The following is a 24,790-nucleotide window of genomic DNA, read 5'->3' as shown; positions in this document are numbered from 1 at the left end:
TTTGTATCCATGAAGTACGCCGAGTCCGTTTTGGACCTCATTGGCAATACGCCGCTCATCAAGCTCAACCACGTCACCGAGGGCATCAAGGCCACCGTCCTGGTGAAGCTCGAGTACATCAACCCCGGCGGGTCGATCAAGGACCGGATCGCGGTGAAGATGATCGAAGAAGCCGAGCGCACCGGCAAGCTCAAGCCCGGCGGCACCATCGTGGAGCCCACCTCCGGCAACACCGGCGTCGGCCTGGCCCTGGTGGCGCAGCAGAAGGGCTACAAGTGCATCTTCGTGGTCCCGGACAAGGTGGGCGAGGACAAGCGCGCCGTGCTGCAGGCCTACGGCGCCGAAGTGGTGGTGACCCCCACCTCCGTGGCCCCGGACAGCCCGCAAAGCTACTACGGCGTCTCGGACCGCCTGGTTACGGAGATCCCCGGCGCCTACAAGCCCGACCAGTTCTCCAACCCGGCCGCGCCGGGCAGCCACTATGAGACCACGGGTCCGGAAATCTGGCGGGACACGGACGGTTTGGTCACCCACGTGGTGATCGGCGCCGGCACCGGCGGCACCATCACCGGCACCGGACGCTTCCTCAAGGAAATCTCCGCTGACCGTCCCGAGTCCGACGGCGGCCGGGTCAAGGTGATCGGCGCCGACCCCGAAGGCTCGGTGTACTCGGGCGGAACCGGCCGGCCTTACTTCGTCGAAGGCGTGGGCGAGGACATGTGGCCCGAGAACTACGACAAGACCGTCCCGGACGACGTCATCGCCGTCAGCGACGGCGACTCCTTCGCCATGACCCGCCGCCTGGCCCGCGAGGAAGGTCTGCTGGTCGGCGGTTCCTCCGGCATGGCCGTGGTGGCCGCGCTCAAGGTGGCCAAGGACCTGCCCGAGGACGCCGTCGTCGTCGTGATCCTGCCGGACTCCGGCCGCGGGTACCTGGCCAAGATCTTCAACGACCAGTGGATGCGCTCCTACGGCTTCCTCTCCGGCGGCGAGGAAGTCTCCGTAGGTGAGGTCCTGAAGTCCAAGACCGGCGAACTGCCGGACCTGGTCCACATCCACCCCAATGAGTCCGTGCGCGACGTCATCAACATCATGAACGAGTACGGCGTCTCCCATATCCCGGTGCTGTCGGCCGAACCGCCCGTGGTCATGGGCGAGGTCGTGGGCGCCGTGGACGAGCGCTCGCTGACCTCCAAGCTGTTCCGCGGCGAAGCGAAGCTGACGGACAAGATCTCCGAGCACATGGGGGAGCGGCTGCCCGTGATCGGTTCGCTGGAGACCATCTCCGCGGCCCGCGAACTGCTCTCCGACGTGGACACCGTGATGGTGACCTTCGTCGGCGCCCCCGTGGGCATCCTGACCCGCCACGACCTGCTCGCCTACCTGAGCCACTGATTTCCCCACGCTGCTTTCCCCGAACCAGGAGGAGTACCCATGACTGCCCATGAAGCAGGTTTCAACACCCGTGCCGTCCACGCCGGCCAGGACTTCGAGCCCCGCACCGGCGCCGTGGTGCCGCCGCTGCACTTCAGCTCCACCTACGCCCAGGACGGCATCGGCGGGCTGCGCGACGGCTACGAGTACGGCCGCGGGGGCAACCCCACCCGCGACGCCCTGCAGGAACAGCTCGCCGCGCTCGAGGGCGGCAGCCACGCCTTCAGCTTCGGCTCCGGCCTCGCTGCCGAGGACTCGCTGATCCGGGCGATCGCCCGCCCGGGTGACCACATTGTGCTCGGCAACGACGCCTACGGCGGAAGCTACCGGCTCATCAACCGGGTGCTGGGCGAGTGGGGCATCGGCAACACCCCGGTGGACATGTCCGACCTCGACGGCGTGCGTGACGCGGTTGCCGCGCACCAGACCCGGATCGTGTGGGTGGAGACCCCCTCCAACCCGATGATGCGGATCACCGACATCGAGGCGCTCGCCGCCCTCGCGCACGACGCCGGTGCCCTCCTCGTCGTCGACAACACCTTCGCGTCCCCGTACCTGCAGAACCCGCTCGCCTTGGGTGCCGACGTCGTGGTCCACTCCACCACGAAGTACATCGGCGGGCACTCGGACGTGGTGGGAGGCGCCGTCGTCGTCAATGATGCGGAACTGGCCGAAAAGATCGGCTTCGTGCAGTTCGCCGTCGGCGCGGTGTCCGGACCGATGGACGCGTTCCTGACCACCCGCGGCCTGAAGACCCTCGGCGTGCGGATGGACCGGCACAGCGAGAACGCCCAGGCCGTGGCCGAATGGCTGCTGCAGCGCCCGGAGGTGGAGGCCGTGCTGTACCCGGGCCTGCCCGGCCACCCGGGGCACGAGCTCGCCAAGAAGCAGATGAAGAAGTTCGGCGGCATGGTTTCCGTACAGTTCAAGGGCGGCGAGGCTGCGGCCCGCAAGGTGGCCGAGTCCACGCGCGTGTTTACGCTGGCCGAGTCCCTGGGCGGCATCGAGTCCCTCATGAACTACCCCTCGGAGATGACCCACGCCTCCGTGAAGGGCACCGAACTTGCCGTGCCGGTCAACCTGCTCCGCCTGTCCTGCGGCATCGAGGACGTGGAGGACCTGATCGCGGACCTCGAGCAGGCGTTCGCCGCGATCAACGGCTAGGGATGGGGTCCGCTCCGACTGGCACGCCGTCTCCCGGTACCGCGCCCGAATCCGCACCCGCGCGGGCTGAGCAAGCGGGCCGCGGATGGGTCCTGACCGCCGTCGCCGGGGTGATCCTCGCGGCCGCCGTCTGGTTCCTCTACAAGGACTACGAGCCGTTCCTGAACGACTTCGAGGTGTACTTCTACGGCGGCAACCGTGTCCTGGAGAGCGGCGACAGCCTCTACGCTCCCCGCGACGGCCTGCCGTTCACCTACCCGCCGTTTGCCGCCCTGCTGTTTGCCGGGCTGGCGACGGCGGGCTTCGGGGCCGGCAGCATGGTCTTCATCCTCTCGGCGCTCCTGGGCGCCGCCGTCGTTGCCGGCTGGCTGTCCCGCCACTACTTCGGCATGAAGACCTGGCGTGCGGCGTTCGCCAACTACCGTTTCAGGACCACCGCCGCGCTGGGAACCGGCGCCATCCTGCTCCTCGGGCCCTGGCGCGACACCTTCGTGTTCGGCCAGATCAACATCATCCTGATGGGGGTCATCCTGGCCGACTTCGCTCTCTACGGGAAGGCGCGGGCGGGGGAGGTCCGCTGGCCGGCCGGCCTGCTCATAGGCCTGGCTGCCGGGGTGAAGCTCACCCCCTTGGTGTTCGGCCTGTACTTCCTGGTGCGGCGGGACTTCAAGGCCCTGGCCTGGATGGCCGCGGGATTCTTCGGATCCATCGCCGCCGCCTGGGCGATCCTGCCGCAGGCGTCCCTGGCCTTCTGGACGAAAATCCTCCCGGACACCGGAAGGATCGGGCAGCCGGAATTCGTGGACAACCTTTCAGTCAAAGGCATGCTGCTGCACTTCGGCCTGCCGGATTCCACGTTGACCAGCCTTGCCTGGGCGGGGCTTTCGCTCGCGCTGGTGGTCCTCGCCGCCCTGGTGGTCAAATGGGCCGTCGACGTCGACGAGAACTTCATCGCCGTCTCCGCCACCGCCGTGCTGATGCTGCTGATCAGCCCGGTCTCGTGGTCCCACCACTGGGTTTGGGTGGCCGTTGCCCTGCCCGGCATGGCGTTCGCGATGCACCGCGTGCCGTCGCAGCAAGGAAGGATGCGCCTGGCCGGCTGGGTGATCGTGGCCTGCTCCACCCTCGCCTTCTATCTCACCCCGAAAAACCTCGCGGTGCTGGCCGGTGCCAGGGAGTGGGGCAAGGGCGTGGAGACGCAGTTCCAGCTGGCAGTGTCCAGCCTCGGCGTGCTGTGCGGCATCGCCCTGCTCGTGTACTGGGCCCTCGCCTACCGCCCGGCCCGGGCCGGAATCGGCGCCCGGCCCGCCGACGTCGGCCGCCCTTCCTGACCTTCTTTGCGATGCGGGACGGCCGCGGCACCCCGGAAACCACCGGGATGCCGCGGCCGTGCTGTGCCAGACCGGATCAAACAGGGTCAGGAAGGCTCAGCCGGAGATGCCCGGTTTGCCGTTTTCCTCGCAACCGGTGAGCCGACGCCGGAAGGTAGCGTCCCCGTCCGCGGTGACCTCGATGTCGTACCAGCCCTTGAGGGTTTCCCACCCCAGGACCTTGGAGCCGCCGGGCTTGAGTTTCACCGTGGCGCTGAGCTCCTTGTACTGCAGGGACGCGAGCCGCAGGGTCACCGCAGCGGATCCGCTGTTGCGCAGCTCCAGCACCACCTCGCTGCCCTCGCGCGAGACAACCGAAACGTCGACGCCGGCCGCGGCACCCGCCGTCGAGCCCTTTAGTTCGTACTGGTAGCGGTTGGGTCCGGTGACGATCAGGTCGAAGCTGGCCGACGGCGCCGCGAGCGTCAGCGCCTTGGCGCCCTTCACGTCCGCGTGCAGCGGTTCGGCGAGCTCGCCCGCGTAGCCGTACACTGCGAAATGCGCTGAGCTGGTGCCGCCGTTGCGCAGGGACAGGGCGACGCTGTCGGCGGTCACGGAAGCGGAGGCCGCGGGCCGGTACGGCAGCGGACGTGCCGGGCGGGTGCCGTCTTCCTGGATCGGCGCCACCTGCACGGCCGGCGGGACCGGGCGCCAGCGGCTGATCTTCGCCGGCACGGGGCCCGGGTGGTCCAGCACCGGCGGGGTGCCGGCGGTGGCGAAGTTGAAGACGCCGGTGAGGTCGCCGCAGACTTCGCGGCGCCACGCTGAGATGTTCGGCTCCTGCACGCCGGTCCAGGCTTCCAGGAAGCGGAGCACGGAGGTGTGGTCGAAGACCTCGGAGCTGACGAAGCCGCCGATGGTCCACGGCGACACGACGGTCATGGGCACGCGCGGGCCGAGGCCGATGGGCCTGGCCGTGGTCCAGTCGGTGGATTCGCCGGAGGCCGGGCGGGGCTGCACGGGCGGCGGCACGTGGTCGAAGTAGCCGTCGTTCTCGTCGAAGTTGAGGAAGATCGCGGTGCTGTCCCAGGTGGCCTGGTTGCTGGCCACGATGTCCAGGAGGCGGTAGACGAAGTTGGCGCTGCCCACCGGGGTAGAGGCGCCGGGGTGCTCGGAGTCCGCCGCGGAGGGGACCAGCCAGCTGACCTTCGGCAGGGTGCCGCCATCGATGTCGGCGGCCAGGCGTGTCAGCAGGGTGTCCGGGCGGCCACGGAACATCGCCTTGTCGAAGAGGAGCTTCTCGGCGTCCGTGAGCAAGTCGCGGCCGGCCTCCAGCTGGGCAAGGAGCCGGTCCTGCTCCGCCGGGGCTTTGCTGTGGAGGGAGTCGTAGAATTCCTCGGTGGTGCGCAGGTCACCGTCGACGGCGGCCAGCATCTTGTGGCCGATCTCCTTGAAGGTATCGAAGTACTCCACCGCGTTGTCCGTGAAGTTGTCCCAGTCCTGGTAGATCTGCCAGGACACGCCGGCCTGCTCCAGGCGTTCCGGGTAGGTGGTCCAGTCGTAGCCGGCGTGGTCGTAGTTGTAGGCGGCGTTGGTGACGGCCCGCTTGCCGGTGGCCTTCTCGGTGCCGGTGGTGCCGCTCCACAGGTAGTTGCGGTTCGGGTTGGTGGAGCCGTTGACCGAGCAGTGGTAGGCGTCGCAGATGGTGAAGGTGTCCGCGAGTTCGTACTGCAGCGGAATATCGGAGCGCTCGTAGAAGGTCATGGTGGAGGCGCTCTTGGCGGGAATCCACTTGTCGCACCAGCCGTTGTTCCAGGCCGCGGTGGTGCCGTTGAAGGAATGGTCCAGGTCGCCGAGGTATTGGATGTCCGAGTCCGGCCGGCCGGCGAGCTCCGCGGCTTTGCGGAGCGAGAACGGCAGCACGGTTTCGCCGGTGGCGCGCGGCTGTTCAAACATGGATTTGCCGTTGGGCAGCCGGGTGATGGACTTGTCGCCGTAGCCGCGGACGCCGCGAAGGGAGCCGAAGTAGTGGTCGAAGGAGCGGTTCTCCTGCATCAGGATGATGACGTGCTTGATGGATTGCAGGTTCCCCGGCGGCACCGGCTTGGCCATGGCGGCCTGCACGGAAGGCGGCAGCAGCGAGCCGGCGGCGGCGAGCGCCGTCGCTGCTGCCGTGGCGCCGAGGAAGCCGCGGCGGGAGAAGCCCTTGGCGGCGGTGTCAGCAGAGGTGTCCGCTTCGGAGGTTGAACGTTTCATCATTTCAGGGTCATGCGTTGCCATAGTCGGGATTGCCTTTCGTCGATAGGGTCCGGCCCCACCAAGGTAGACGCTCCGGGTGAATCCTTGGTGTATTTCGCGTACATCGGCCGGCCACCCTGCGGTCACTGGAGGGTCGCGCGCCCTCCGGGCGTGCTGGCTTTCTTGAAGAAAGCCAGTTACGATCGGGCCATGCCTCTTCGTTCCGACTGGTCAGCGCGCACGTGCAGCCTTGCCCGCGGCCTGGATGTGCTCGGCGATCCGTGGGGGAGCCTGGTCCTCCGGGAGATCTTCTTCGGCAACGGCCGCTTCGATGCCATCAAGCAACGGCTCGGCTGCGCGGACACCGTCCTCAGCAAGCGCCTCGGCTGGTTGCTGGAGGCCGGGCTGCTGGCCCAGCGGCCCTACCAGGACGGCAGCCGCACCCGGCAGGAGTACGTCCTCACGCCCAAGGGCGAGGATTCCCTGCCCGTGCTCAACGCGATCATCATCTGGGCCGAGAAGCACCTGGACGCGCCGGACCAGGTCTCCCACATGCGGGTCATCCATACGGTCTGCGGGCGGCCGACGTCTTCCGCCGACACCTGTAGCCATTGCGGGGTCCCGCTGACGGCCGCCAACACCAGCTGGCACAGCCTCAAGCGCGGCACGCCGACGCCGCTCGCCGTCGCCCCCGTGGAGGCAGCCCCTGCAGCAACGCCCGCCGAACCCGCACCCGACAACAGCTCGACCAACGAAACGGAGATCCCCGCATGACTGCTCCCGACGTCACCGAGGCAACCAGCCAAACGCGCAAGCGCCGCCGCCTGCACCCCGCGTGGTTCGTGGCCGCCGTCGCGTTCCTCGCCCTCGTGGGAGCTGCAGGATTCCGGGCCGCTCCCGGCGTGCTCATGGTCCCGCTGCAGGCCGAGTTTGGCTGGTCCACCACGGTGCTGTCGCTGGCGGTCAGCATCAACCTGGTGCTGTTCGGGCTCACGGCGCCCTTCGCGGCCGCCCTCATGGAACGCTTCGGCATCCGCACCGTGACCTCGATTGCCCTGTGCCTGATCGGCCTCGGCTCGGCGTTGACCGTCTTCGTCAACCAGTCCTGGCAGATCCTGCTCACCTGGGGACTCCTGATCGGTCTCGGCACCGGATCCATGGCCCTCGTCTTCGCCGCCACCATCGCCAACACCTGGTTCGCCAAGCGCCGCGGCCTCGTGATCGGCATCCTCACGGCGGGCAGCGCGGCGGGGCAGTTGGTGTTCCTGCCGTTCATCGCGGCCCTGGCCCAGAGCCCCGGCTGGCGCGGGGCTTCGCTGCTGATTGCGGCCGGCGCGCTCGCCGTCGTCCCGCTCGTGCTGCGCTGGCTGCGGAACTCTCCTGCCGACGTCGGCGTCCGCCCCTACGGCGCCGAAGAAGCCGAAGCCGAACAGCCGGCGACGACGGCGGCACCCGGCGATTCCCCGAACGCTGCGGTCCGCGCGCTGCAGGTCCTGAAGCGGGCCAGCAAGGTGCGCACCTTCTGGGGCCTCGCCGCCGGTTTCGCGATCTGCGGGGCGACGACGAACGGACTGATCGGCACCCACTTCATCCCCTCCGCGCACGACCACGGCATGCCGGAGACGACGGCGGCCGGCCTGCTCGCCGTCGTCGGGATCTTCGACATCGTGGGCACCATCGCCTCGGGCTGGCTGACCGACCGCTTCAACCCCAAGATCCTGCTGGCCGTGTACTACCAGTTCCGCGGGATCGGGCTGCTGGTGCTGCCGCTGCTGCTGGGCTCCACGGTGGAACCGAGCATGATCGTGTTCGTGGTGGTCTACGGTCTGGACTGGGTGGCGACGGTGCCGCCCACCGCCGCGATCTGCCGCCGGGTGTTCGGCGCGGACGGTTCCGTGGTGTTCGGCTGGGTGTTCGCCGCCCACCAGCTGGGCGCGGCTGCTGCCGCGGTGCTGGCCGGCTTCGTCCGCGACGCCACCGGGCACTACACGTATGCGTGGATCGGTGCCGCCGCCATGTGCACCGTGGCCGCCGTCATCAGCGCCACGATCCGCAAGGACGCCGTGCACAAGGAAGCGTCGCCGGTGGCCGCCTGACTGCTTCTTCGCCTCGCCCTACTTCGCCGGGACTGTTTTAGCCGTGCCCTGATACTTCGCGGTGAAGTAGGCCCGGGTGGAAGGCAGGAAGCGGCACACGACGGCCAGCACCACGCCCAGGAGCAGCAGCACCACCCCGCTGACGAAGGCGCCGCCCACTCCGAAGATCCGGGTGTCGCCGTACTCCGGGTCCCACATCTGCACGGCCGAGATGAAGAACGCAGCGGCCAGCATCACGGCGCCCAGCAGCGGCAGGATCCCGCGGAACCACAGGTTCCGGGCGGAATCGCGCAACGTGCCGCGGAAGTACCAGACGCAGGCGAAGCCACTGAGGGCGTAGTAGAAGGCGATGAACAGGCTGATCGAACTGATGGAATCGGCCAGCAGGTTCTCGCTGAGGAACGTCATGGCGATGTAATAGGCGGCGGCCGCGGCGCCCATGAGCTGGGTGGAGAAGCCGGGTGTCTGGTAGCGCGGGTGGACTTTCCCGAAGCGCGGCGGCAGGGCGCCGTGCACACCCATCGAGAGGGTGCCGCGGGCCGTGGGCAGGATGGTGGTCTGGGTGGAGGACAGCACCGAGGCGAGGACCGCGACGACGATCAGCCAGCCCCAGGGACCCAGCGCCACGTCCTTCATGGCCAGGAACACGTCGGATTCGTTCTCGCTGTTGCCCAGGCCGATCCCCTCGGCGCCGGAGCCTGCGTACATCATCACCAAAAGGGCCACCGAGACGTAGATGGCCACGAGCACGAAGGCCGAGATCACCGCGCCGCGGCCAGGGGTCTTCGCGGGGTTTTCCGTTTCCTCGTTCAGGGCCAGGCAGGTGTCCCAGCCCCAGTAGATGAAGAGCGCAAGCAGGGCACCGTGCACCACGGCGCCGGGGTCCGTGAAGGCACCGGCGGGGTTGAACCATTCGAAGGTGAACGGCGTGGCGTTGCCGGCCCCGCCGTTGGCGATTCCGACCATGAGCGCCACGGCGAAGATGCCCAGGGAGATGTACTGCACGTAGGTCAGGGTGCGCTGGACATGTTCGCCCAGCCGGATGCCGCGGTGGTTCACGAAGGTCATCAGCGCTATGAACGCCACGCCGGTGCCGGTCACAAGCCAGGTGTTTCCGGCCTGGGACCCGTCGCCTACCAACAGCCACAGGTACTGCCCGGCCACCTGGGCCAGGTTCGCCAGGACCACCGTGCCGGCCAGGGCCACGCCCCAGCCGCCCAGCCAGCCCGCCCACGGCCCGAAGGTCTTCCGGGCCCACACGAACGTGGTGCCGCAGTCCGGCATGGCGCTGTTCAGCTCGCGGAACGCGTAGGCGATGAATAGGACCGGGATGAAGCCGAGGACCAGGATCAGGGGAGTGTAGTCCCCGTTGACGGCGACGATCAGTCCCAGGGTCGCGGCGAGCGAGTAGACCGGCGCCGTCGACGCCAGGCCAAGCATCACCGAATCGCCGAGATCCAGGATTCCGGCGCGCAGTCCCTTGCCCGGGACGGTGCCGCCGGGCAGCGGCTGGCCTGACGACGTCGAGGTTTCCATGCTCACAGGGCGGCTCCGTTCGCTGAGGTGGCGGACGCGATGGTCGGCGCCGGCGCGTCGATGGTGTTGGGCACAAAGCGGCAGAAGTAGTCGGTGACGGGGCCGTCCGATTCGCGGATGCCGCAGCCCACCGATTCCCCGTCAACCACCCACAGGCCCAGGACGGGATGGTTGCCGTCGAAGTCCGGCAGCTGCTGGTACTGCTGGAAGCACCAGCCTTCGCGGCCGTACTTGCCGGGCTGGTCGATCTCGATGCCGGGGGCGTGGATGCGGATGTTGTCGCCTTCGCGTCCGTGCAGGGGCTTTGCCACCCACTCCTTGAGCGGCCCGGGGTCACCCAGGTAGGCAGGCAGGAGGTTCGGGTGGTCCGGGTACAGGTGCCACAGCGCAGCCAGAAGCGCCTTGTTCGAGAGCAGCATCTTCCAGGCCGGTTCCACCCAGCGCGGGTTGTGGGCGCGCTGCAGCAGGCGGTGGCCGAAGGGCTCCTTCATCATCAGCTCCCACGGGTACAGCTTGAACATGGTGCTGATCATGAAGTTGTCCAGGTCCACGAAACGGTTCAGGTTCGGGTCCCAGCCAATGTCCGACATGTTGATGCCGATCGTGGTCCAGCCGCCCTGGCTGGCCACGTCCCGCATGTAGGCCGCCGTCATCCAGTCCTCGCCGGACTCCTCGGCCTCCGAATGGGCCACGTGCAGGGTGCTCATGCCGGTGCGGTACTGCAGCTTCTTCCACTGCCGGATGAGGGCCTCGTGGATGCCGTTCCACTGGTCCTTCTCCGGGAAGACGTCCTGCAGCCAGAACCACTGCGCCACGGCCGCCTCGATCAGCCCGGTGGGGGTGTCGGCGTTGTACTCGAGCATCTTCGCCGGCCCGCCGGCGCCGTTGTAGATGAAGTCGAAGCGGCCGTAGATGTCCATGTCACCGGCCTGCAGCGATTCGGCCGCGAGTTCCAGGGCCTGCTGGCCGATGCCGATCCCGCCCATCGCACCGGTGGCCAGGAACTTCGCCGCCTCCAGGCACATGAGGTGCATGTCCTCGGCGGTCTTTTCGAGCGTTTCCACCTCGTCCATGGTGAATTCGTAGTACGCCGATTCGTTCCAGTACTCGATCTTCCGGCCGTCGGGCATGGTGGTGGTGGAAAACACCAGGCCCTGTTCCTCGATCTTCTGCTTCCAGTCCGGGCGCGGTGCCACTGCCAGTCTCTTCATCCTCAGCCGCCCGTGCTTCCGCCGCCCTTGGAGCTTCCGCCGAAGCCGCCGCGGCTCACCGTTCCGCCCTTGGTGCTGTACCCGGTGGAGGCCTTCGCGCCGCTGGGCATGGTCCGGGTGTAGTTCGGGTACGTGCTGCGGTTTTGGCCAACAGCCGGGACGCTCGAGCCGCGCGAATAGAAGTACCAGGCATAGAAGCCCGAGCCCCGGCCCTCGGAACTGCCGCAGTTGACGTCCTCGACGCGCTCGCCGGTCTCATCGTTGAAGCACACCTGCGCGTAGTCCGCGTCGTTCTCCTGGCTGGCCACGATCGCCGTGATCGTTCCGGCGAGCAACGCGGTGACGCCCAGGCCCACCACCAGGGTGCGCCGCTGCGAGCGCTTCTTCCGGTGTTGGGCATCCGCGGCCCGTTTCGCGTGTTCGCGGGCAAAGGGATCGACGACGGCGGGCGGCTCCTGCGCGGATCCGTCCGGCGCCGCGCCGGGCTGGTGCAGCTCCGGCCGCAGTTCGGGTTGTGGAACCTGCCAGGGCGGCGGCTTGGGCGTGCCGCCGTCGGCGTCTTTGCCGGAATCCCTGTCCGGGCCGCCGGCGCCGGCCTGATTGCTGTTCGGGTCCATACTTCTTTATCCCCCCGGATTCCTTGACGGCGCGGAAAACCCGGCCCGATTGCTGAGGAAAGCCTAGCGCTTGCCCCGGCCGAACAGGCAGCACCCGCAGGAGTGCCAGAATTGGGGCATGGCCGCAGCTGACGCAATGAACGGAGCCGACGGAGGGAAGGGCGCCTTCCCCGGACAGCCCGCCGTCCCGGGCATCGGGCGCGGCCGGATCGTCGCCGGCCTCGCGCTCGCGGTGGTTCTGCCGCCCGCCGTCGAGCTCCTCGTGACGGCGGTGGGCTACCGCAACTTCGCCATGATCATGCTCTTGCAGCTCGCGGTGGCCGCTGCCGTGGCCGCCGTCGGCGGCCTCTGGCCCGCCGTCGTCGCGGCCATCCTGGGCAGCTCGCTGCTCAACTATTTCTCGGCCGAACCCGTGGGCTCCTTCTCGATCGCCGATCCCTCCACCCTGTTCATCCTCGTCGTCTTCCTCGCGGTGGCCAGCGGCATCGGCCTGGCGGTGGGCACGGCCACCCGGCGGGCGCAGGAAGCAGCGCACGCCGGGGCAGAGGCACGGGCGCTGAACGAACTTGCCCTCAGGATCCTCCGCTCGGACGGCAGCCTGGAATCGTTCCTCGACAAGATCCGCTCCAAGCTTGGCATGGAGGCCGTCACACTGCTGGAGGCCGCACCGCCCGAGGACCCGGCCAGCACTCCTGCCACCGCCCGGCGGGCGGAACCGCGCTGGCACGTGTTGGCCACCTCGGGCCCGCAGCCGCCGGTGGGCCACGCCGCGGCCGACCATGCCGCCGTCGTCGACGCCAATTACACCCTCCTGCTGCGCGGCGGGCCGCTGTCCGGCCAGCACAAACGCATGCTGGCGGCCTTCGGCGCCTACGTGGTGGCGGTGCGCGAGCGGCAGCAACTGGTGCGGAGCAGGCAGGACAACATCCGCCTCACAGAGGGCAACACCATGCGCACTTCCATCCTGCGCGCGGTGTCCCACGACCTGCGCACGCCGCTGGCCGGGATCAAGCTGGCCGTCAGCAGCCTCCGCCAGGAAGAGGTCAGCTTCAGCCCGGAGGACGAACGCGAACTGTTGGCCACCATCGAGGACTACACGGACCGGCTGGGCCACCTCGTGGACAACCTGCTGGACATGTCCCGCATCACTGCCGACGCCGTGACCCCGCACCTGCGCGGACTGGCCTGGGAGCAGGTCCTGCCGGACGCCTTGCGCGGGGTGCCGGAGGGCCGCATCCGCAACGAAATCGCCCCCAACCTGCCTGCCGTCGAGGCCGACGCCGGGATGCTGGAACGCGTCGTGGCCAACCTCGTGGAGAACGCGGTGAAGTACGCACCCGGGTCCGACATCGTGCTGCGGGCCCGCACCGCGGGGGTGGCCGTCGGCGGGCGTCCCGGTAGCGAACTGCGGGTGACGGACCACGGCGGGGGAGTGCCGCCGTCGGACGTCCTGGCGCTGTTCCTGCCGTTCCAGCGGTTCGACGACGCAGGCTCCACAAAGGACGGCCGTACCGGAATCGGCCTGGGACTCGCCGTCGCGAAGGGCTTCACCGAGGCGATGGGCGGCACCCTGACCGCGGAGCCGACGCCGGGCGGCGGCCTGACCATGGTGGTCACCCTGCCGCTGTGGGAAGGGGAGCAGCTGTGAACCTGGTGCTGATTGTCGAGGACGAGGCGCAGATCGCGCGGGCCATGCAGATCAACCTGCACGCCCACGGCTACCAGGCGCTCACCGTTTCCAACGGCTCCGACGCCCTCAAGGCCGCCGCCAGCCAGCCCGTGGACATCGTGGTGCTGGACCTCGGGCTGCCGGACATGGACGGCGTGGACGTGATCCGCGGAATCCGCGGCTGGAGCACCATGCCCATCATCGTGTTGTCCGCCCGGCACGGCTCCGAAGACAAAGTCGAAGCGCTCGACGCCGGCGCGGACGACTATGTGACCAAACCGTTCGGCCTCGACGAGCTGCTCGCGCGGCTGCGGGCCGCCTCCCGCCGGGCCGGGCCGCGGGACGAGGCGCCCACCCTGGAAACCGCCGACTTCGTGGTGGACCTGGCCGGCAAAAAGATCGTCAAGGACGGCGGCGAGGTGCGGCTGACCCCCACGGAATGGAGCATCCTCGAACTGCTGGTCCGCAACGCCGGAAAACTGGTCAGCCAGCAGCAGATCCTCACCCAGGTGTGGGGCCAGGCCTATGCCAAGGAAACCCAGTACCTGCGCGTCTACATCGCCCAGCTCCGCCGCAAGCTCGAAAGCGACCCCTCCGCGCCCAGGCACCTGCACACCGAGGCGGGCATGGGCTACCGCTTTGATCCGTAGACTGGTCCCATGGACACCGCATCGTTGATCGCAGTCTGCCGGGTACACCAGCTCCTGGCCGATCCTGAAGGCAGCGTTGGCGTCACCGCCATCGACAAACGCCCCGTCGAAGGACCAGTCAAGGTCCACAAGCTCGGTGTGCACGGCGACGTCCAGGCCAGCCGCGTGCACCACGGCGGGGAGGACCAGGCCCTCTACGCCTATTCGCAGGAGGACGCCGACTTCTGGGTCGCGCGGCTTGAGCGCGAGCTGCCGCCGGGCATCTTCGGTGAGAACCTGCGCGTGCGCGGCATCGACACCACGGGCGCGGTGATCGGCGAACGCTGGAAGATCGGCCTGGACCTGGAGGTCGAAGTGACCTCGCCGCGCGTTCCCTGCGCCACGTTCCAGCGCGTCATGGACGAGCCGCAGTGGGTCAAGCGCTTCACCGAGGCCGGCAGGGTCGGCTGCTACCTGCGTGTGGTGAAGACGGGCAGCATCTCCGCCGGCGATCACATCCACCGGATCTTCGTGCCCAAGCACGGCATCACGGTGGGAAAGTGGTTCAGCGATCCCACCGTGGAGGACGTCCAGACACTGCTCGACGCCGAAGCCGACGGCGAGATCCGCCTCCAGCCGGAGTACCACGACGAGTTCGAAAAGGTCATGCGCCGGGCCGGCGTCACCAGCTGACACCGCGCTCCCGACCGGGGCTTTTGTGCGCAAGCTCACCGCCGCCGTCGGGCCCTGTGTCACGGGCCCGCCGCGCCGTACCCTACAATGGATGTATCCCCCACTCCGGAAATCCCTTTTTCCTGCCCAATTTTTGAGGCAGGACTGGTCAGTGTTGGGGCCCGCGGAATTGAAGCGGGCATTTTCATAGGGAGAGCCGGGCGAAGAAAACGCTGTACAGACTGCCGGGATGGCAGCCAAGAGATGCAGCGCGAAGTCCTGCCATGGGATTGCGACAGCGCCGGACTTCTTTGCGTACGGCCGGGCCCAGGTTCAGCCGTGTGCGACGAGTACTGCGGCCAAGCCCAACCGGGCCGCGCCGACTGGCCACCTATGGATGAGGAAATCTTCCCCTATGCCCGAAAACCCGAACGAAACGCTCGACGCCGACACCACCGAGACCGTCGACACCGCGCCTGAGGCTCCCGCAGCGGAAGCCGCCGAGGCTCCCGCCGAAGCCGCCGCTCCCGCCCCCGCCCCCGCGGAAGCCGCCGCCCCCGCTTCCGCCCCGGCGGAGGACGAAGACGAAGGCGTCCGCTTCACCGACCTCGGCCTCGACGGCCGTGTGCTCGCCGCCCTGCAGGACGTCGGCTACGAGAAGCCGTCCCCCATCCAGGCCGCCACCATTCCGCTGCTCCTTGAGGGCCGCGATGTCGTGGGCCTGGCCCAGACCGGTACCGGCAAGACCGCCGCGTTCGCCGTCCCGGCCCTGTCCCGCCTGGCCGAGCTGCACGACCTCAACGGCCCCTCCCGCAAGACCCAGGCCCTTGTCCTGGCTCCGACCCGCGAACTGGCCCTCCAGGTTGCCGAGGCCTTCACCTCCTACGCCAAGCACATGGAGGACTTCACCGTCCTCCCGGTCTACGGCGGTTCCGCCTACGGCCCGCAGTTGGCCGGCCTGCGCCGCGGCGCCCAGGTGGTTGTGGGTACCCCCGGCCGCGTGATCGACCACATCGCCAAGGGCTCCCTGGACCTCTCCGAACTCCAGTATCTGGTGCTGGACGAAGCCGACGAGATGCTGCGCATGGGCTTCGCGGACGACGTCGAGCAGATCTTCCAGGAAACCCCGGAGTCCCGCCAGGTGGCCTTGTTCTCCGCCACCATGCCGGGCCAGATCCGCCGCATGTCCAAGCAGTACCTGAACAACCCGGCCGAGGTCTCCGTCAAGTCCAAGACCTCCACGGGCTCCAACATCCGCCAGCGCTACGTGCAGGTCATGGGCCCGCACAAGCTGGACGCGATGACCCGCATCCTCGAGGTCGAAGAGTTCGACGGCGTCATCGCCTTCGTGCGCACCAAGATGGCCACCGAGGACCTCGCCGACAAATTGAAGGCCCGCGGTTTCCAGGCCGCCGCCATCAACGGCGACATCCCGCAGCAGCAGCGTGAGCGCACTGTGGATGCCCTGAAGGAAGGCCGCATCGACATCCTGGTGGCCACCGACGTCGCCGCCCGCGGCCTCGACGTCGAGCGCATCAGCCACGTGGTCAACTACGACATCCCGCATGACACCGAGTCCTACGTGCACCGCATCGGCCGTACCGGCCGTGCGGGCCGCGCCGGTGACGCGATCCTGTTCATGACCCCGCGCGAGAAGTACCTGCTGCGCGCCATCGAGAAGGCCACCCGCCAGAGCGTGGAGCAGATGCACCTGCCCACCGCGGAGACCGTCAACTCGCTGCGCCTGGGCAAGTTCGCCGAGCGCATCACGGAGACCCTCGAGTCCGAGGACGTGGCACTGTTCCGCGACCTGATTGCCTCCTACGAGGAAGAGCACAACGTTCCCGCGGCCGAGATCGCCGCGGCCCTGGCCGTCATGGCCCAGGGCGGCCAGCCGCTGCTGGTCAAGGAACTGCCGGCTGCTCCGGAATTCCAGAAGCGCGAACGCGGCAAGGACGGCTTCGGCTCCCGTGGCCCGACCCGCCCGCTGACCGAGGGCAACGCCACGTACCGGATCGCCGTCGGACGCCGCCAGCGCGTCATGCCGGGCTCCATCGTGGGTGCCATCGCCAACGAGGGCGGCATCTCGTCCTCGCAGATCGGCGGCATCGACATCCGCTCGGACCACTCCCTGGTGGAGCTCCCGGCGGACCTGAGCCCCGAGCAGCTGCGCGCCCTGTCCCGCACCCGGATCGGCGGCGAGCTGATCCACCTGGAGCTGGACTCCGGCCGCAAGCCCAACCGCGACCGCGGCGGCTACGGCGACCGCGAGAACCGTGGCAACTTCAAGGGCAACGGCGGCTTCAAGAAGGACTTCCGCCGCAATGACGGCGAGCGTTCTTCCGCTGACCGCGGCGGCCGTTCCTACAGCGAGCGGTCCGAGCGCAGCTTCGGCGACCGCGACCGCGGCCAGGCCAGCGACTCCCGCTTTGGCGGCCACGGCAACGGCGCCCGCAAGCCCCGCCACGGCGGCGAGGGTGGACACCGTGATTTCAACCGCAAGGGCAAGTGGTAAAGACTGCTGCTGAAGGCTCCGTCCCCTCCGGGACGGAGCCTTCTTTGTCGATCCTCCGGAATCTTCCTCCGCTCGAGCCGTAGCTTCGGAAATCCGTGACGCTTGTCCGGTGTTGACGGGCAATCTCAAGGGCGGGCCGTATCGTGATGCTGTGGAACGATTGCTGCTTGACCAAATTGTCGAGACCGACTACGGACAGTTCGACCTCGTCTGGAGCGAGAGCGGCGGTTTTGATGGAAACTTTGACCGCTTCTTTGCTGGTCAGGTCATCGGCTTGGTCGGCGCTTCCGATCCCCATGGCGTGTACATCAACCTTGCCCGCCGGTCAGGCGGGTCGCCCGTAAGCATCGTCTTGATGGACGCTCCACCCGCGGACGATGAGGCCTCCTGGGAGGACGTCGTCGAGGTTTCCTTCATCTTCCCGCGAGGACATGAGTTGCGGTGGATCACCTGGGCCGGGGAGAACCGGGGAATGCTCGGCGCAATCCCACCGGGCGGCTACCGCTTGCGGGTCAGCGCCAGGGGACGGGATCAGGGGCACGCCGGTGAGTTCTCCGAGCATCCAGTCGATGCCTATCTCCTACAGATGTGGCCGGCGCATTCGCAGCCAGACACTGTCTTGCGCACCGGGAGCGAGGACGGGCGATACTGGCACGGCGAGGTCGGGAATCGGCGATAACCGCCGCAGCCCTTTAGCGCCCAACGGTGAAGGACACGCCGCAAGTAGGTGCGTTCCGCCTCCAAAGAGGGTCACGACGGCGGCGCTTCCGCCCCCGAATTTGAGGCCCCTGGAACACCGTTCCGGGTGCTTCGCAAATTGTGTCGGGGCCGGTATTTGCCCCCTTCGGCGCCGATTTGGTGTCAGGGGCGAACCTCCGGTAGAGTACTTACTCGTTGCCCCCTTAGCTCAGTGGTAGAGCGCGTTCTTGGTAAGAACGAGGTCGCCGGATCGATTCCGGCAGGGGGCTCTGAATGAGAGCCTGTGTCAAGGCGGTTTTGACCGGCTTGGCACAGGTTTTCCTCATTCGTGGCGGTGTAGCTCAGTTGGTTAGAGCGCACGACTCATAATCGTGAGGTCGGGAGATCGAGCCTCCCCACCGCTACCAATGAATGACCCCGCGGATTACGGTCCGCGGGGTCTTTTGTTTTCCCACCTGCTTGAATGGGTAAATGCCTCGGATCACGATCATCGGCGGCCACGGAAAAGTGGCTCTGCAGCTTGCCCGCATCCTCAGTGACGAAGGCCATACCGTCACGTCCCTCATCCGGAACCCCGGCCACGCCGCCGACGTCACCGCGAGCGGAGCCTCCCCGGTGATCCTCGACGTCGAGCATTCCACGACGGCGGAGATCGCCGCCGCGCTGGGCGGCAGCGACGCCGTGGTCTGGTCTGCCGGTGCCGGCGGCGGCAATCCGGCACGCACTTACGCCGTGGACCGCGACGCTGCCATCCGCTCGATGGACGCCGCGGCGCAGGCCGGCGTCAAGCGCTATGTGATGGTGTCCTACTTCGGCGCCGGTCCGGGTCACGGCATCCCCGAGAACCACAGCTTCTTCCCCTACGCCGAGGCCAAGGCCGCGGCGGACGAGTACCTGCGCGGCAGCAAGCTTGACTGGACCGTCCTCGGTCCCGGCACCCTGAACAACGATCCCGCCACCGGCCTGATCGACGTCAACCCGGCGGACCCCTCCACCGGCACCGGGACGTCGCGGTCAAACGTCGCGCTGGTGGCCGCTGCCGTGCTGGAACTGCCCGAAACCATCGGCCGGACCATCGAGTTCCGGGACGGAGCCACGGACGTCGTGGAGGCTTTGACGGGGGACTCCTGACGCATGGACCAGCTCGCACTCATCATCGGGCTGCTGCTCGCGACAGTGGCGGCCGTGGGCCTGGGGGACAGGCTGCGCCTGCCGTACCCTGTCCTGATGCTGCTGATAGCAGTGGCCCTGACCTTCATCCCGGGCTTCCCGGAGCTGGAGATCGACCCCGAACTGATCCTGCCGATCTTCCTCCCGCCCTTGCTGTTCGCGACGGCCCAGAAGAGTTCCTGGGCGGTCTTCAGGGTGCGCTGGCGGACGCTGCTGCTGATGGCGGTGGCCCTAGTAGTGGTCTCGACGGCGGTCGTCGCCGGGGCTGCCTGGCTCATGATCCCGGGCATCGGCATTCCCGCCGCGATCGCCCTGGGCGCCATGGTGGCGCCCCCGGACCCGGTGGCGGTGGAGTCCGTGGCTGGACGGGTGCACATGCCCCGCCGGCTCATCACGGTGCTGCAGAGCGAAGGCCTCTTCAACGACGCCGCGGCCATCGTGATCTTCCAGGCCGCGGTGGCCGCCACCGTCGCCGGAACGCACCTCGGTCCCAACATCGCGTGGGAGTTCATCCTTGGTGCCGCGCTGGCGGTACTGGTGGGCATCGCCATGGGCTGGTTCGGAAGGCTCATCAACAAGCTCGTCACCTCGATGGTGGCGCGTAGCGCCGTCACTCTGGTGATTCCGTTTGCTGCGTACATCCTGGCGGAAGAGGTGCACGCCTCCGGGGTGATCGCCGTCGTCGTGACCGCCCTGGAAACCCAGCGCCACGCCCGCCCGCAGGACGCCGCCGAACGGGTCACCCGTACGGCCTTCTGGGACGTCGTGGAGCTGCTGGCCACGGGCCTGGCGTTCGGCCTGGTGGGCCTGGAGATCCGGCACGTGATCCGGGACGAGGGGACGGCGGTGTTCGGGATGGTCGGCATGGCCGCGGTGGTCTGTGTCCTCGTGTTCGCGGTGCGCTTCGGCTGGCTTGGCCTGCTGGCGTTGTCCGCCCGGCGCAAGAGAGCGCTCCAGCCCACGTCCTTCAAGGAAGTGCTGATCCTCACCTGGTGCGGCATGCGCGGCCTGGCCACCCTGGCCCTCGCCCTCGCGCTCCCGCTGACCACCTCGGACGGCGCCGACTTCCCAGCCCGGCACGAAATCCTCGTGATCGCCTGCGCGGTGCTGCTGGCCACCCTGGTGTTCCCGGGCCTGACCCTGCCATGGCTCATGCGCGTGCTGAAGGCGGCCGAGGACGGTTCCCACGAGGCGAATGCCGCCAAGCTGTTGGCTGGCCGCGCCCAGAGGGCCGCCATTGCCGCCCTCAAGGACCACGAGCTCATGAAGGAGCTTCCGGCGGACAAGGTGGCGCTCGTGAAGCAGAAGATGGCCCGGCTGCACGCCGAACTGCTGGACGGCACGCTCAAGAACGAGAGCCAGGAGGAGAAGCGCCGGCGGGGACGGGAGCTCGCCATCACAGTCCAGACGATCGCACTCGACGCCGCCCGCCAGGAAGTGGTCACGGCGCGCGGCGAGCCGGGCACCGATCCGGAGGTCGCCGACCGCGTGCTGCGGCAACTGGACCTGCGAACCATGGCGATGCCGGAGTAGGGGCGGGTCTTCTCACAAACGCCTGGCGCTGCGGGGGCTAGTAATGTCCGACCCCCTTGCTTGAATGGGTTCATGGAGACCACCGCTGGGTTGAGGGAAGGGACGCCGCAGCCTGATGCGGTGTTCGATCCTGTGGTGGTGCTGGACGGTCTGGTTTCGACCTTGCAGGCTGTGGAGTCGGCGATCGCCGGTTTGCAGGCGCTACGGGAGTACACGCTCGCTCTGGCGTCCAAGGTTGCGGAGGTGATGGACGACGACGGCGGTCCCGGGCAGGGTGTTTCGGCGTGGGGTTTGCGGTCGGCTGAGCTGGCGCAGCGCGCGGTGGCGGCGGAGATCGCCACAGCGATCCGCGCGAGTGACCGGACGATCCAGCGGCAGATGGGCCAGGCAGTGGAGTTGTTGGACCGTTTCCCGGCCACCTTCGGTGCCCTGGCGGACGGGCGGATCAGCCTGGCGCATGTCCGGGTCATCCAGGACGCCGGAACCTCCCTGGACGGACCCGAGGCGTTGGCCGGGTTTGAGGCCGCGGTCCTGCCGTGTGCTGAGCAGCAGGCGCCGGGCCGGTTGCGTCGCCTGGCTGGCCGGGAGGCAGAGAAAGCCCGGCCCGAAGCCTTGGCTGCCCGGCATGAGCGGGCTGTCGCTGACCGCTGTGTGCGGGTGAGCCGCCGGGGGATCCCGGTGCATGGATCAGCTCCGTGCCGATCTCTTCGCGGACCTGTTGCTGCGCGGTGTCCCCACCGGGCATGACACCCCGGACGGTCTGCTCGCCGCCATCACCGCGCGGGTGGAGGTCACCGTCCCGGTGCTGACCCTGATCGGCCGCGAATGTCCCACGGCAAATGAAGGCCCCTGCGCGGACAATCCCGGCGCCGGCAGGACGACGGAGGCGGGCGGCACCGTTCTCGGCAGCGCCGCTTTCGACAACCCCGCCCACGTCCCGGCGGAACTGGACGGGCGCCACCCCATCGACCTCGCCACGGCACGAATCCTCGCCGGGCAGGCCGCCGCGTGGAACAGGGTCCTGACCAATCCGATCACCGGTGCAGTGCTGGCGGTGGACAGGTACCGCCCTGGTGAAGACCTCAAAAGCCTCCTGACCGCCCGGGACGCCAGATGCCGCTTCCCGGGCTGCGGGATCAAGGCCCGGGACTTGGATCTGGACCACACTCACGACGCAGCTCTTGGCGGAACCACCGAAACCGGCAATCTCGCTGGGTTGTGCCGGCGCCACCACTTGCTCAAACATCACTCACGATGGAAGCTCCGGCAGGCCAGTGGCGGCGTCCTGGAATGGGCCAGCCCCGCCGGCCGAAGCTACGCAGACCACCCGCCCATACCGCCAACCCATACAACCAGCGGTATCAACGCAGGAGGACAGGCCCGCGGTGCCGCCACCCCGGAGCCGGTGCCGGGCAATGCCTCAAACCCGCCACCGTTCTGAACCGCCATGCTGAATCGCGCACCCGGTCGCCCTGTGCTGAGTTGCCCTGCTCTGCTCTGCCCTGCCTTGCCCTGAAGGCGAGGCGGGTGTTCGATCGTTAGCCGTTCAGGAGGCATCCTCTTGCTTCGGCAGTGACGCCGGATAGACGTCAAGGGCGTTTTCCTCCACGTAGTCCAGGGCGTGCCGGACGGCGCCGATCGAGACGATCCCATCGCCCAGGGCTGAGGCTTCAATCCGCGGGGGAGTGTGGGTGAACTGCGGGAGATGCTTGTCGATGGCGGGGATAAGGGCAGCGGCCGAGGCTGCGACGGCGCCCGCGAGGACGACGAGTTCGGGGTTGACCAGGGTGCTCAGGGAGCCGACCACCCGGGCCATCCGGTGCGCAAGGCGTTCGAGGACTTCCTTCGCAGCCTTGTCGCCGTCCGCGGCCGCCGCGAAAACCATCTCGGGCGTGAGCGCGGAAGGATCGCCGTCGCAGAGCGTGCGGAGCCGGGACCGCGGATGAGCCGCGAGGGCCTCCTGCCCCCAGACGGCCGCGTAGTGGGCAATGCCGCGGGTGTCGCCGACGCCGTCCACGTTCTCGAGATACCCGAGCTCGCCGAAACCGCCGAGCTGGCCGTGGAGCAGACGGCCCGATTCAAGCACCCCGGAACCGAGACGGTCACCGGCCAACATGACCACGAGGTTGTCGACGCCCCTGGCCGTGCCCTGCCAGCGTTCGGCGAGCGTGGCAAGGTTAGCGTCGTTCTCCAGGAGCACGTGCCAGCCATGGCGCTCGGAGACAATCCCCCGGACATCGAAGGACCGCCAGAATTCCTGGGCGGTGAGGACCTCGCCGTCGCGGCTGACCGGGGCGGCGACTCCCACGGACACAGCAAGGACCGAGTCCGCTGAAACGCTCGCTTGTTCCAGGGCCTCCGCCGCGATCTGTTCCAGGGCATCGGCCCGCTCAGCGGCGGGCACGATGTACGCGCGGAAAGGCATGGTGATCTGGGACAGGGCTGTTCCGGCCATGTCGGCAACGATGGCGGTGACCTTGTTGGCGCCGATGTCGATGCCCAACACGCTGGCAGCGCGGTCGTCGAACCTGAACCTGCGCGCCGGCCGGCCCTTGACGTAGCCGCCGGCGCCCCGCTGGTTTTCCAGCTCCTGCAGCCAGCCGAGCCGGACGAGCTCATCGCAGATGGAAATGACGGTAGCGCGGGAAAGTCCGGTGGCAGCCATGAGGTCAGTGCCGGTCACAATGCCGGCCCCGCGCATCGCCTTGAGCATGGCACTCGCATTCACCCTGCGCACGATCTGCGTGGACGGTGCAGTCTCAACCATCCCAACCTCCCCATCTTGTACCCACCGCTAAGCGGCAGCTCACTCTCTCTAAATTTAGTCCATAAATTTACCTTTCCTTCCATCTTCCAATCTTCTTGACTCCGTGGCGAGCCTCACTCCATACTTGCGATAGGTAGTAAATTTACCTCCTAATTAAAATTGAGTGAACGGGCCGACGTTGGCCCAGCCGCTCTGATGAAAGGACCGACGCAGATGTCTGACTCCCTCCTCTCACGCACCGTCGACCGCCGCGCCCTCCTGCGCACGGGCATGCTGGGTGCCCTGGGCCTCGCTGCGGCGCCGGCACTGGCCGCATGTGGTGGCGGTTCTACCCCTGGCAGCTCCGGTGCCGGCGGCAGTGTCTCCTGGGCGGCATGGGCAAACCCCGGTGAGGGGGAGCGCTACAAGAAGTTCGCCGAGGAACTGTCCAAGAAGATCAACGCCAAGGTCAGCTTCCAGGCAGTCGTGGGGGACTACGAGGCGAAGCTCCTTTCCCAACTGGCCGGCGGGGCCGCGCCGGACGCTTTCTACGTCGGTGACGGGCAGATGGCCAAGTTCATCGCTTCGAAGCAGGTCTCGGATCTGAGCGACTATCTTTCACACGGGAAATCCCCGGTGAAGCTGGACGAATTCCCGGAAGGTCTGTACCAATGGTGCAAGGCTGCCGACGGCACCGGTCTCTATGGCCTTCCGGTCGACTGCAACCCCTCGGTTTTGTGGTTCAACAAAGACGTCCTCTCCGCTGCGGGCGTCAGCTCGGACCCCGCCCAGCTGTTCGACGGCGGCACGTGGAACTTTGACGCCTTCACCGATGCCTTGGACAAGGTCCGCGGCTCGGGCAAGAAGGGACTGATCCTGTCCAACTGGTGGTTCAACTGGGTCTGGGCCGTCACGGCCTTCGGCGGCAAACTCCAGGATGAGTCCGGCAGGATTGTCTTCGCCGACGACGCCAAGGCGCAGGAAGGCCTGTCCTGGCTGCTGGAGCAGTTCAAGTCAGGCAACATCACCTACGCGGGTTCGTTGCCGAAGGGCCAGAGCGGCGACGCCCTTTTCCTGGCCGGCCAGCTTGCCTTCAACAACGTGGGCCGCTGGGCTCTGCCCACTTTGAAGACCGCCAAGTTTGGCTATGACATTGCACCGCTGCCTTCGCCCACCGGCAAGGACATCATGCCGGTTCCCGTTGCCACCGCAGCGATTGCCCTGAACGCGAAGGCCAAGAACCGGGAAAAGGCACTCGAACTGATCGGCAACTACGTGTCCAAGGAGGGCCAGCAGTTCCGCCTTTCCGGAGGTGGCAACGCCGTGGCGTCGGTCAGGGGCCTGGATGGACTCGCCACCGAAGGCGGGGTTCCTGCCCACGGCAAACTGTTCAATGACGTTGTTGCGAAGGGCTTCGCGATGCCGAACGCCTTCGTGTCCAACGCCAAGACCGCCACGGAACTGCCGACGCTTGTTGACAAGCTTTTCAAGAACCCGTCGACCACCGCCGCCTCCTTCTCCGAAGCGGTCAGCAAGCTGGTGAACGGCTAA

General features: G+C 67.8%; 20 protein-coding genes and 2 tRNA genes. 17 read left to right on the top strand and 5 right to left on the bottom strand.

The genetic code is table 11. The features are described from left to right. Positions 1-9: 9 nt before the first annotated feature. The 3 genes from D3654_RS20280 to D3654_RS20270 are packed head-to-tail and all read left to right on the top strand — an operon-like array spanning position 10 to position 3,929. Entirely contained in the window at positions 10-1,395 is a 1,386-nt protein-coding gene (locus D3654_RS20280; RefSeq protein ID WP_120523228.1) for a cystathionine beta-synthase, read from the top strand. Positions 1,396-1,434: 39 nt separating this feature from the next. Continuing rightward, on the top strand, positions 1,435-2,598 hold the full coding sequence (locus tag D3654_RS20275; protein ID WP_120523227.1) for a cystathionine gamma-synthase: 1,164 nt from the start codon (positions 1,435-1,437) through the stop codon (positions 2,596-2,598). 2 nt (positions 2,599-2,600) lie between these two features. Beyond that, entirely contained in the window at positions 2,601-3,929 is a 1,329-nt protein-coding gene (locus tag D3654_RS20270) for a glycosyltransferase 87 family protein (RefSeq protein WP_120523226.1), read from the top strand. A 96-nt stretch (positions 3,930-4,025) separates the two neighbouring features. Here the strand turns inward: D3654_RS20270 and D3654_RS20265 are convergent, their stop codons facing one another. After that, entirely contained in the window at positions 4,026-6,164 is a 2,139-nt protein-coding gene (locus D3654_RS20265; RefSeq protein WP_245413350.1) for a phosphocholine-specific phospholipase C, read from the bottom strand. A gap of 192 nt (positions 6,165-6,356) precedes the next feature. Between D3654_RS20265 and D3654_RS20260 the strand changes: the two genes are divergently transcribed. Next, positions 6,357-6,920, top strand: coding sequence for a winged helix-turn-helix transcriptional regulator (locus tag D3654_RS20260; protein WP_245413349.1), 564 nt, complete (start codon positions 6,357-6,359; stop codon positions 6,918-6,920). Then, the gene (locus D3654_RS20255; RefSeq protein ID WP_120523224.1) at positions 6,917-8,242 is read left to right on the top strand and encodes an MFS transporter; all 1,326 of its coding nucleotides are present in this window, start codon (positions 6,917-6,919) and stop codon (positions 8,240-8,242) included. Before D3654_RS20260 ends, D3654_RS20255 begins: the two co-directional genes overlap by 4 nt. Positions 8,243-8,260: 18 nt before the next feature. Here D3654_RS20255 and D3654_RS20250 read toward each other — a convergent pair whose 3' ends face one another. Genes D3654_RS20250 through D3654_RS20240 form a run of 3 tightly spaced genes read right to left on the bottom strand, consistent with a single transcriptional unit; the run spans position 8,261 to position 11,606 of the window. Then, complete coding sequence (locus tag D3654_RS20250; RefSeq protein ID WP_425359437.1) at positions 8,261-9,784, bottom strand: APC family permease; 1,524 nt, start codon at positions 9,782-9,784, stop codon at positions 8,261-8,263. Further along, complete coding sequence (locus D3654_RS20245) at positions 9,781-10,989, bottom strand: glutathionylspermidine synthase family protein (RefSeq protein WP_120523222.1); 1,209 nt, start codon at positions 10,987-10,989, stop codon at positions 9,781-9,783. Before D3654_RS20245 ends, D3654_RS20250 begins: the two co-directional genes overlap by 4 nt. 2 nt (positions 10,990-10,991) lie before the next feature. Beyond that, positions 10,992-11,606, bottom strand: a complete 615-nt coding sequence (locus D3654_RS20240; RefSeq protein ID WP_245413348.1) for a Tat pathway signal protein — start codon at positions 11,604-11,606, stop codon at positions 10,992-10,994. Between the two features lie 118 nt (positions 11,607-11,724). Here D3654_RS20240 and D3654_RS20235 point away from each other — a divergent pair, with 118 nt between their 5' ends. The 11 genes from D3654_RS20235 to D3654_RS20185 all read left to right on the top strand — a co-directional run bounded on the left by D3654_RS20235 (position 11,725) and on the right by D3654_RS20185 (position 21,934). Next, positions 11,725-13,254, top strand: coding sequence for a sensor histidine kinase (locus D3654_RS20235; RefSeq protein ID WP_120523221.1), 1,530 nt, complete (start codon positions 11,725-11,727; stop codon positions 13,252-13,254). Next, complete coding sequence (locus D3654_RS20230; protein ID WP_120523220.1) at positions 13,251-13,925, top strand: response regulator; 675 nt, start codon at positions 13,251-13,253, stop codon at positions 13,923-13,925. The genes D3654_RS20235 and D3654_RS20230 overlap by 4 nt, the downstream gene beginning before the upstream one ends. Before the next feature lie 9 nt (positions 13,926-13,934). Continuing rightward, entirely contained in the window at positions 13,935-14,597 is a 663-nt protein-coding gene (locus D3654_RS20225; protein WP_120523219.1) for an MOSC domain-containing protein, read from the top strand. Between the two features lie 394 nt (positions 14,598-14,991). Continuing rightward, positions 14,992-17,091: a DEAD/DEAH box helicase gene (locus D3654_RS20220; protein WP_120523218.1), complete on the top strand. Its 2,100-nt coding sequence runs from the start codon at positions 14,992-14,994 to the stop codon at positions 17,089-17,091. A 151-nt stretch (positions 17,092-17,242) separates the two neighbouring features. Next, the gene (locus D3654_RS20215) at positions 17,243-17,770 is read left to right on the top strand and encodes a hypothetical protein (RefSeq protein ID WP_162943814.1); all 528 of its coding nucleotides are present in this window, start codon (positions 17,243-17,245) and stop codon (positions 17,768-17,770) included. Positions 17,771-17,987: 217 nt separating this feature from the next. Further along, a tRNA-Thr gene (locus D3654_RS20210) sits at positions 17,988-18,059 on the top strand. A 61-nt stretch (positions 18,060-18,120) separates the two neighbouring features. Further along, positions 18,121-18,197: transfer RNA gene (locus D3654_RS20205), tRNA-Met, on the top strand. A gap of 64 nt (positions 18,198-18,261) precedes the next feature. Next, entirely contained in the window at positions 18,262-18,921 is a 660-nt protein-coding gene (locus tag D3654_RS20200) for an SDR family oxidoreductase (protein WP_120523216.1), read from the top strand. 3 nt (positions 18,922-18,924) lie between these two features. Continuing rightward, positions 18,925-20,493 (top strand): Na+/H+ antiporter, encoded by a 1,569-nt coding sequence (locus D3654_RS20195; RefSeq protein WP_120523215.1) that lies wholly within the window; start codon positions 18,925-18,927, stop codon positions 20,491-20,493. Between the two features lie 72 nt (positions 20,494-20,565). Further along, positions 20,566-21,240 (top strand): DUF222 domain-containing protein, encoded by a 675-nt coding sequence (locus D3654_RS20190; RefSeq protein ID WP_120523214.1) that lies wholly within the window; start codon positions 20,566-20,568, stop codon positions 21,238-21,240. Next, positions 21,176-21,934: an HNH endonuclease signature motif containing protein gene (locus D3654_RS20185; protein ID WP_162943813.1), complete on the top strand. Its 759-nt coding sequence runs from the start codon at positions 21,176-21,178 to the stop codon at positions 21,932-21,934. Before D3654_RS20190 ends, D3654_RS20185 begins: the two co-directional genes overlap by 65 nt. Positions 21,935-22,039: 105 nt before the next feature. On the opposite strand, the gene D3654_RS20180 is transcribed toward D3654_RS20185, so the two are convergent. Continuing rightward, positions 22,040-23,260, bottom strand: coding sequence for an ROK family protein (locus D3654_RS20180; RefSeq protein WP_120523212.1), 1,221 nt, complete (start codon positions 23,258-23,260; stop codon positions 22,040-22,042). Positions 23,261-23,473: 213 nt separating this feature from the next. Here D3654_RS20180 and D3654_RS20175 point away from each other — a divergent pair, with 213 nt between their 5' ends. After that, complete coding sequence (locus D3654_RS20175; protein WP_120523211.1) at positions 23,474-24,790, top strand: extracellular solute-binding protein; 1,317 nt, start codon at positions 23,474-23,476, stop codon at positions 24,788-24,790.

The sequence above is a fragment of the Arthrobacter celericrescens genome, assembly GCF_003614925.1.
In the GTDB taxonomy this organism is placed as follows: domain Bacteria; phylum Actinomycetota; class Actinomycetes; order Actinomycetales; family Micrococcaceae; genus Arthrobacter; species Arthrobacter celericrescens.
The sequence above is the reverse complement of the archived record's forward strand: the minus strand, read 5'-3'. Positions and strand labels throughout refer to the sequence as shown.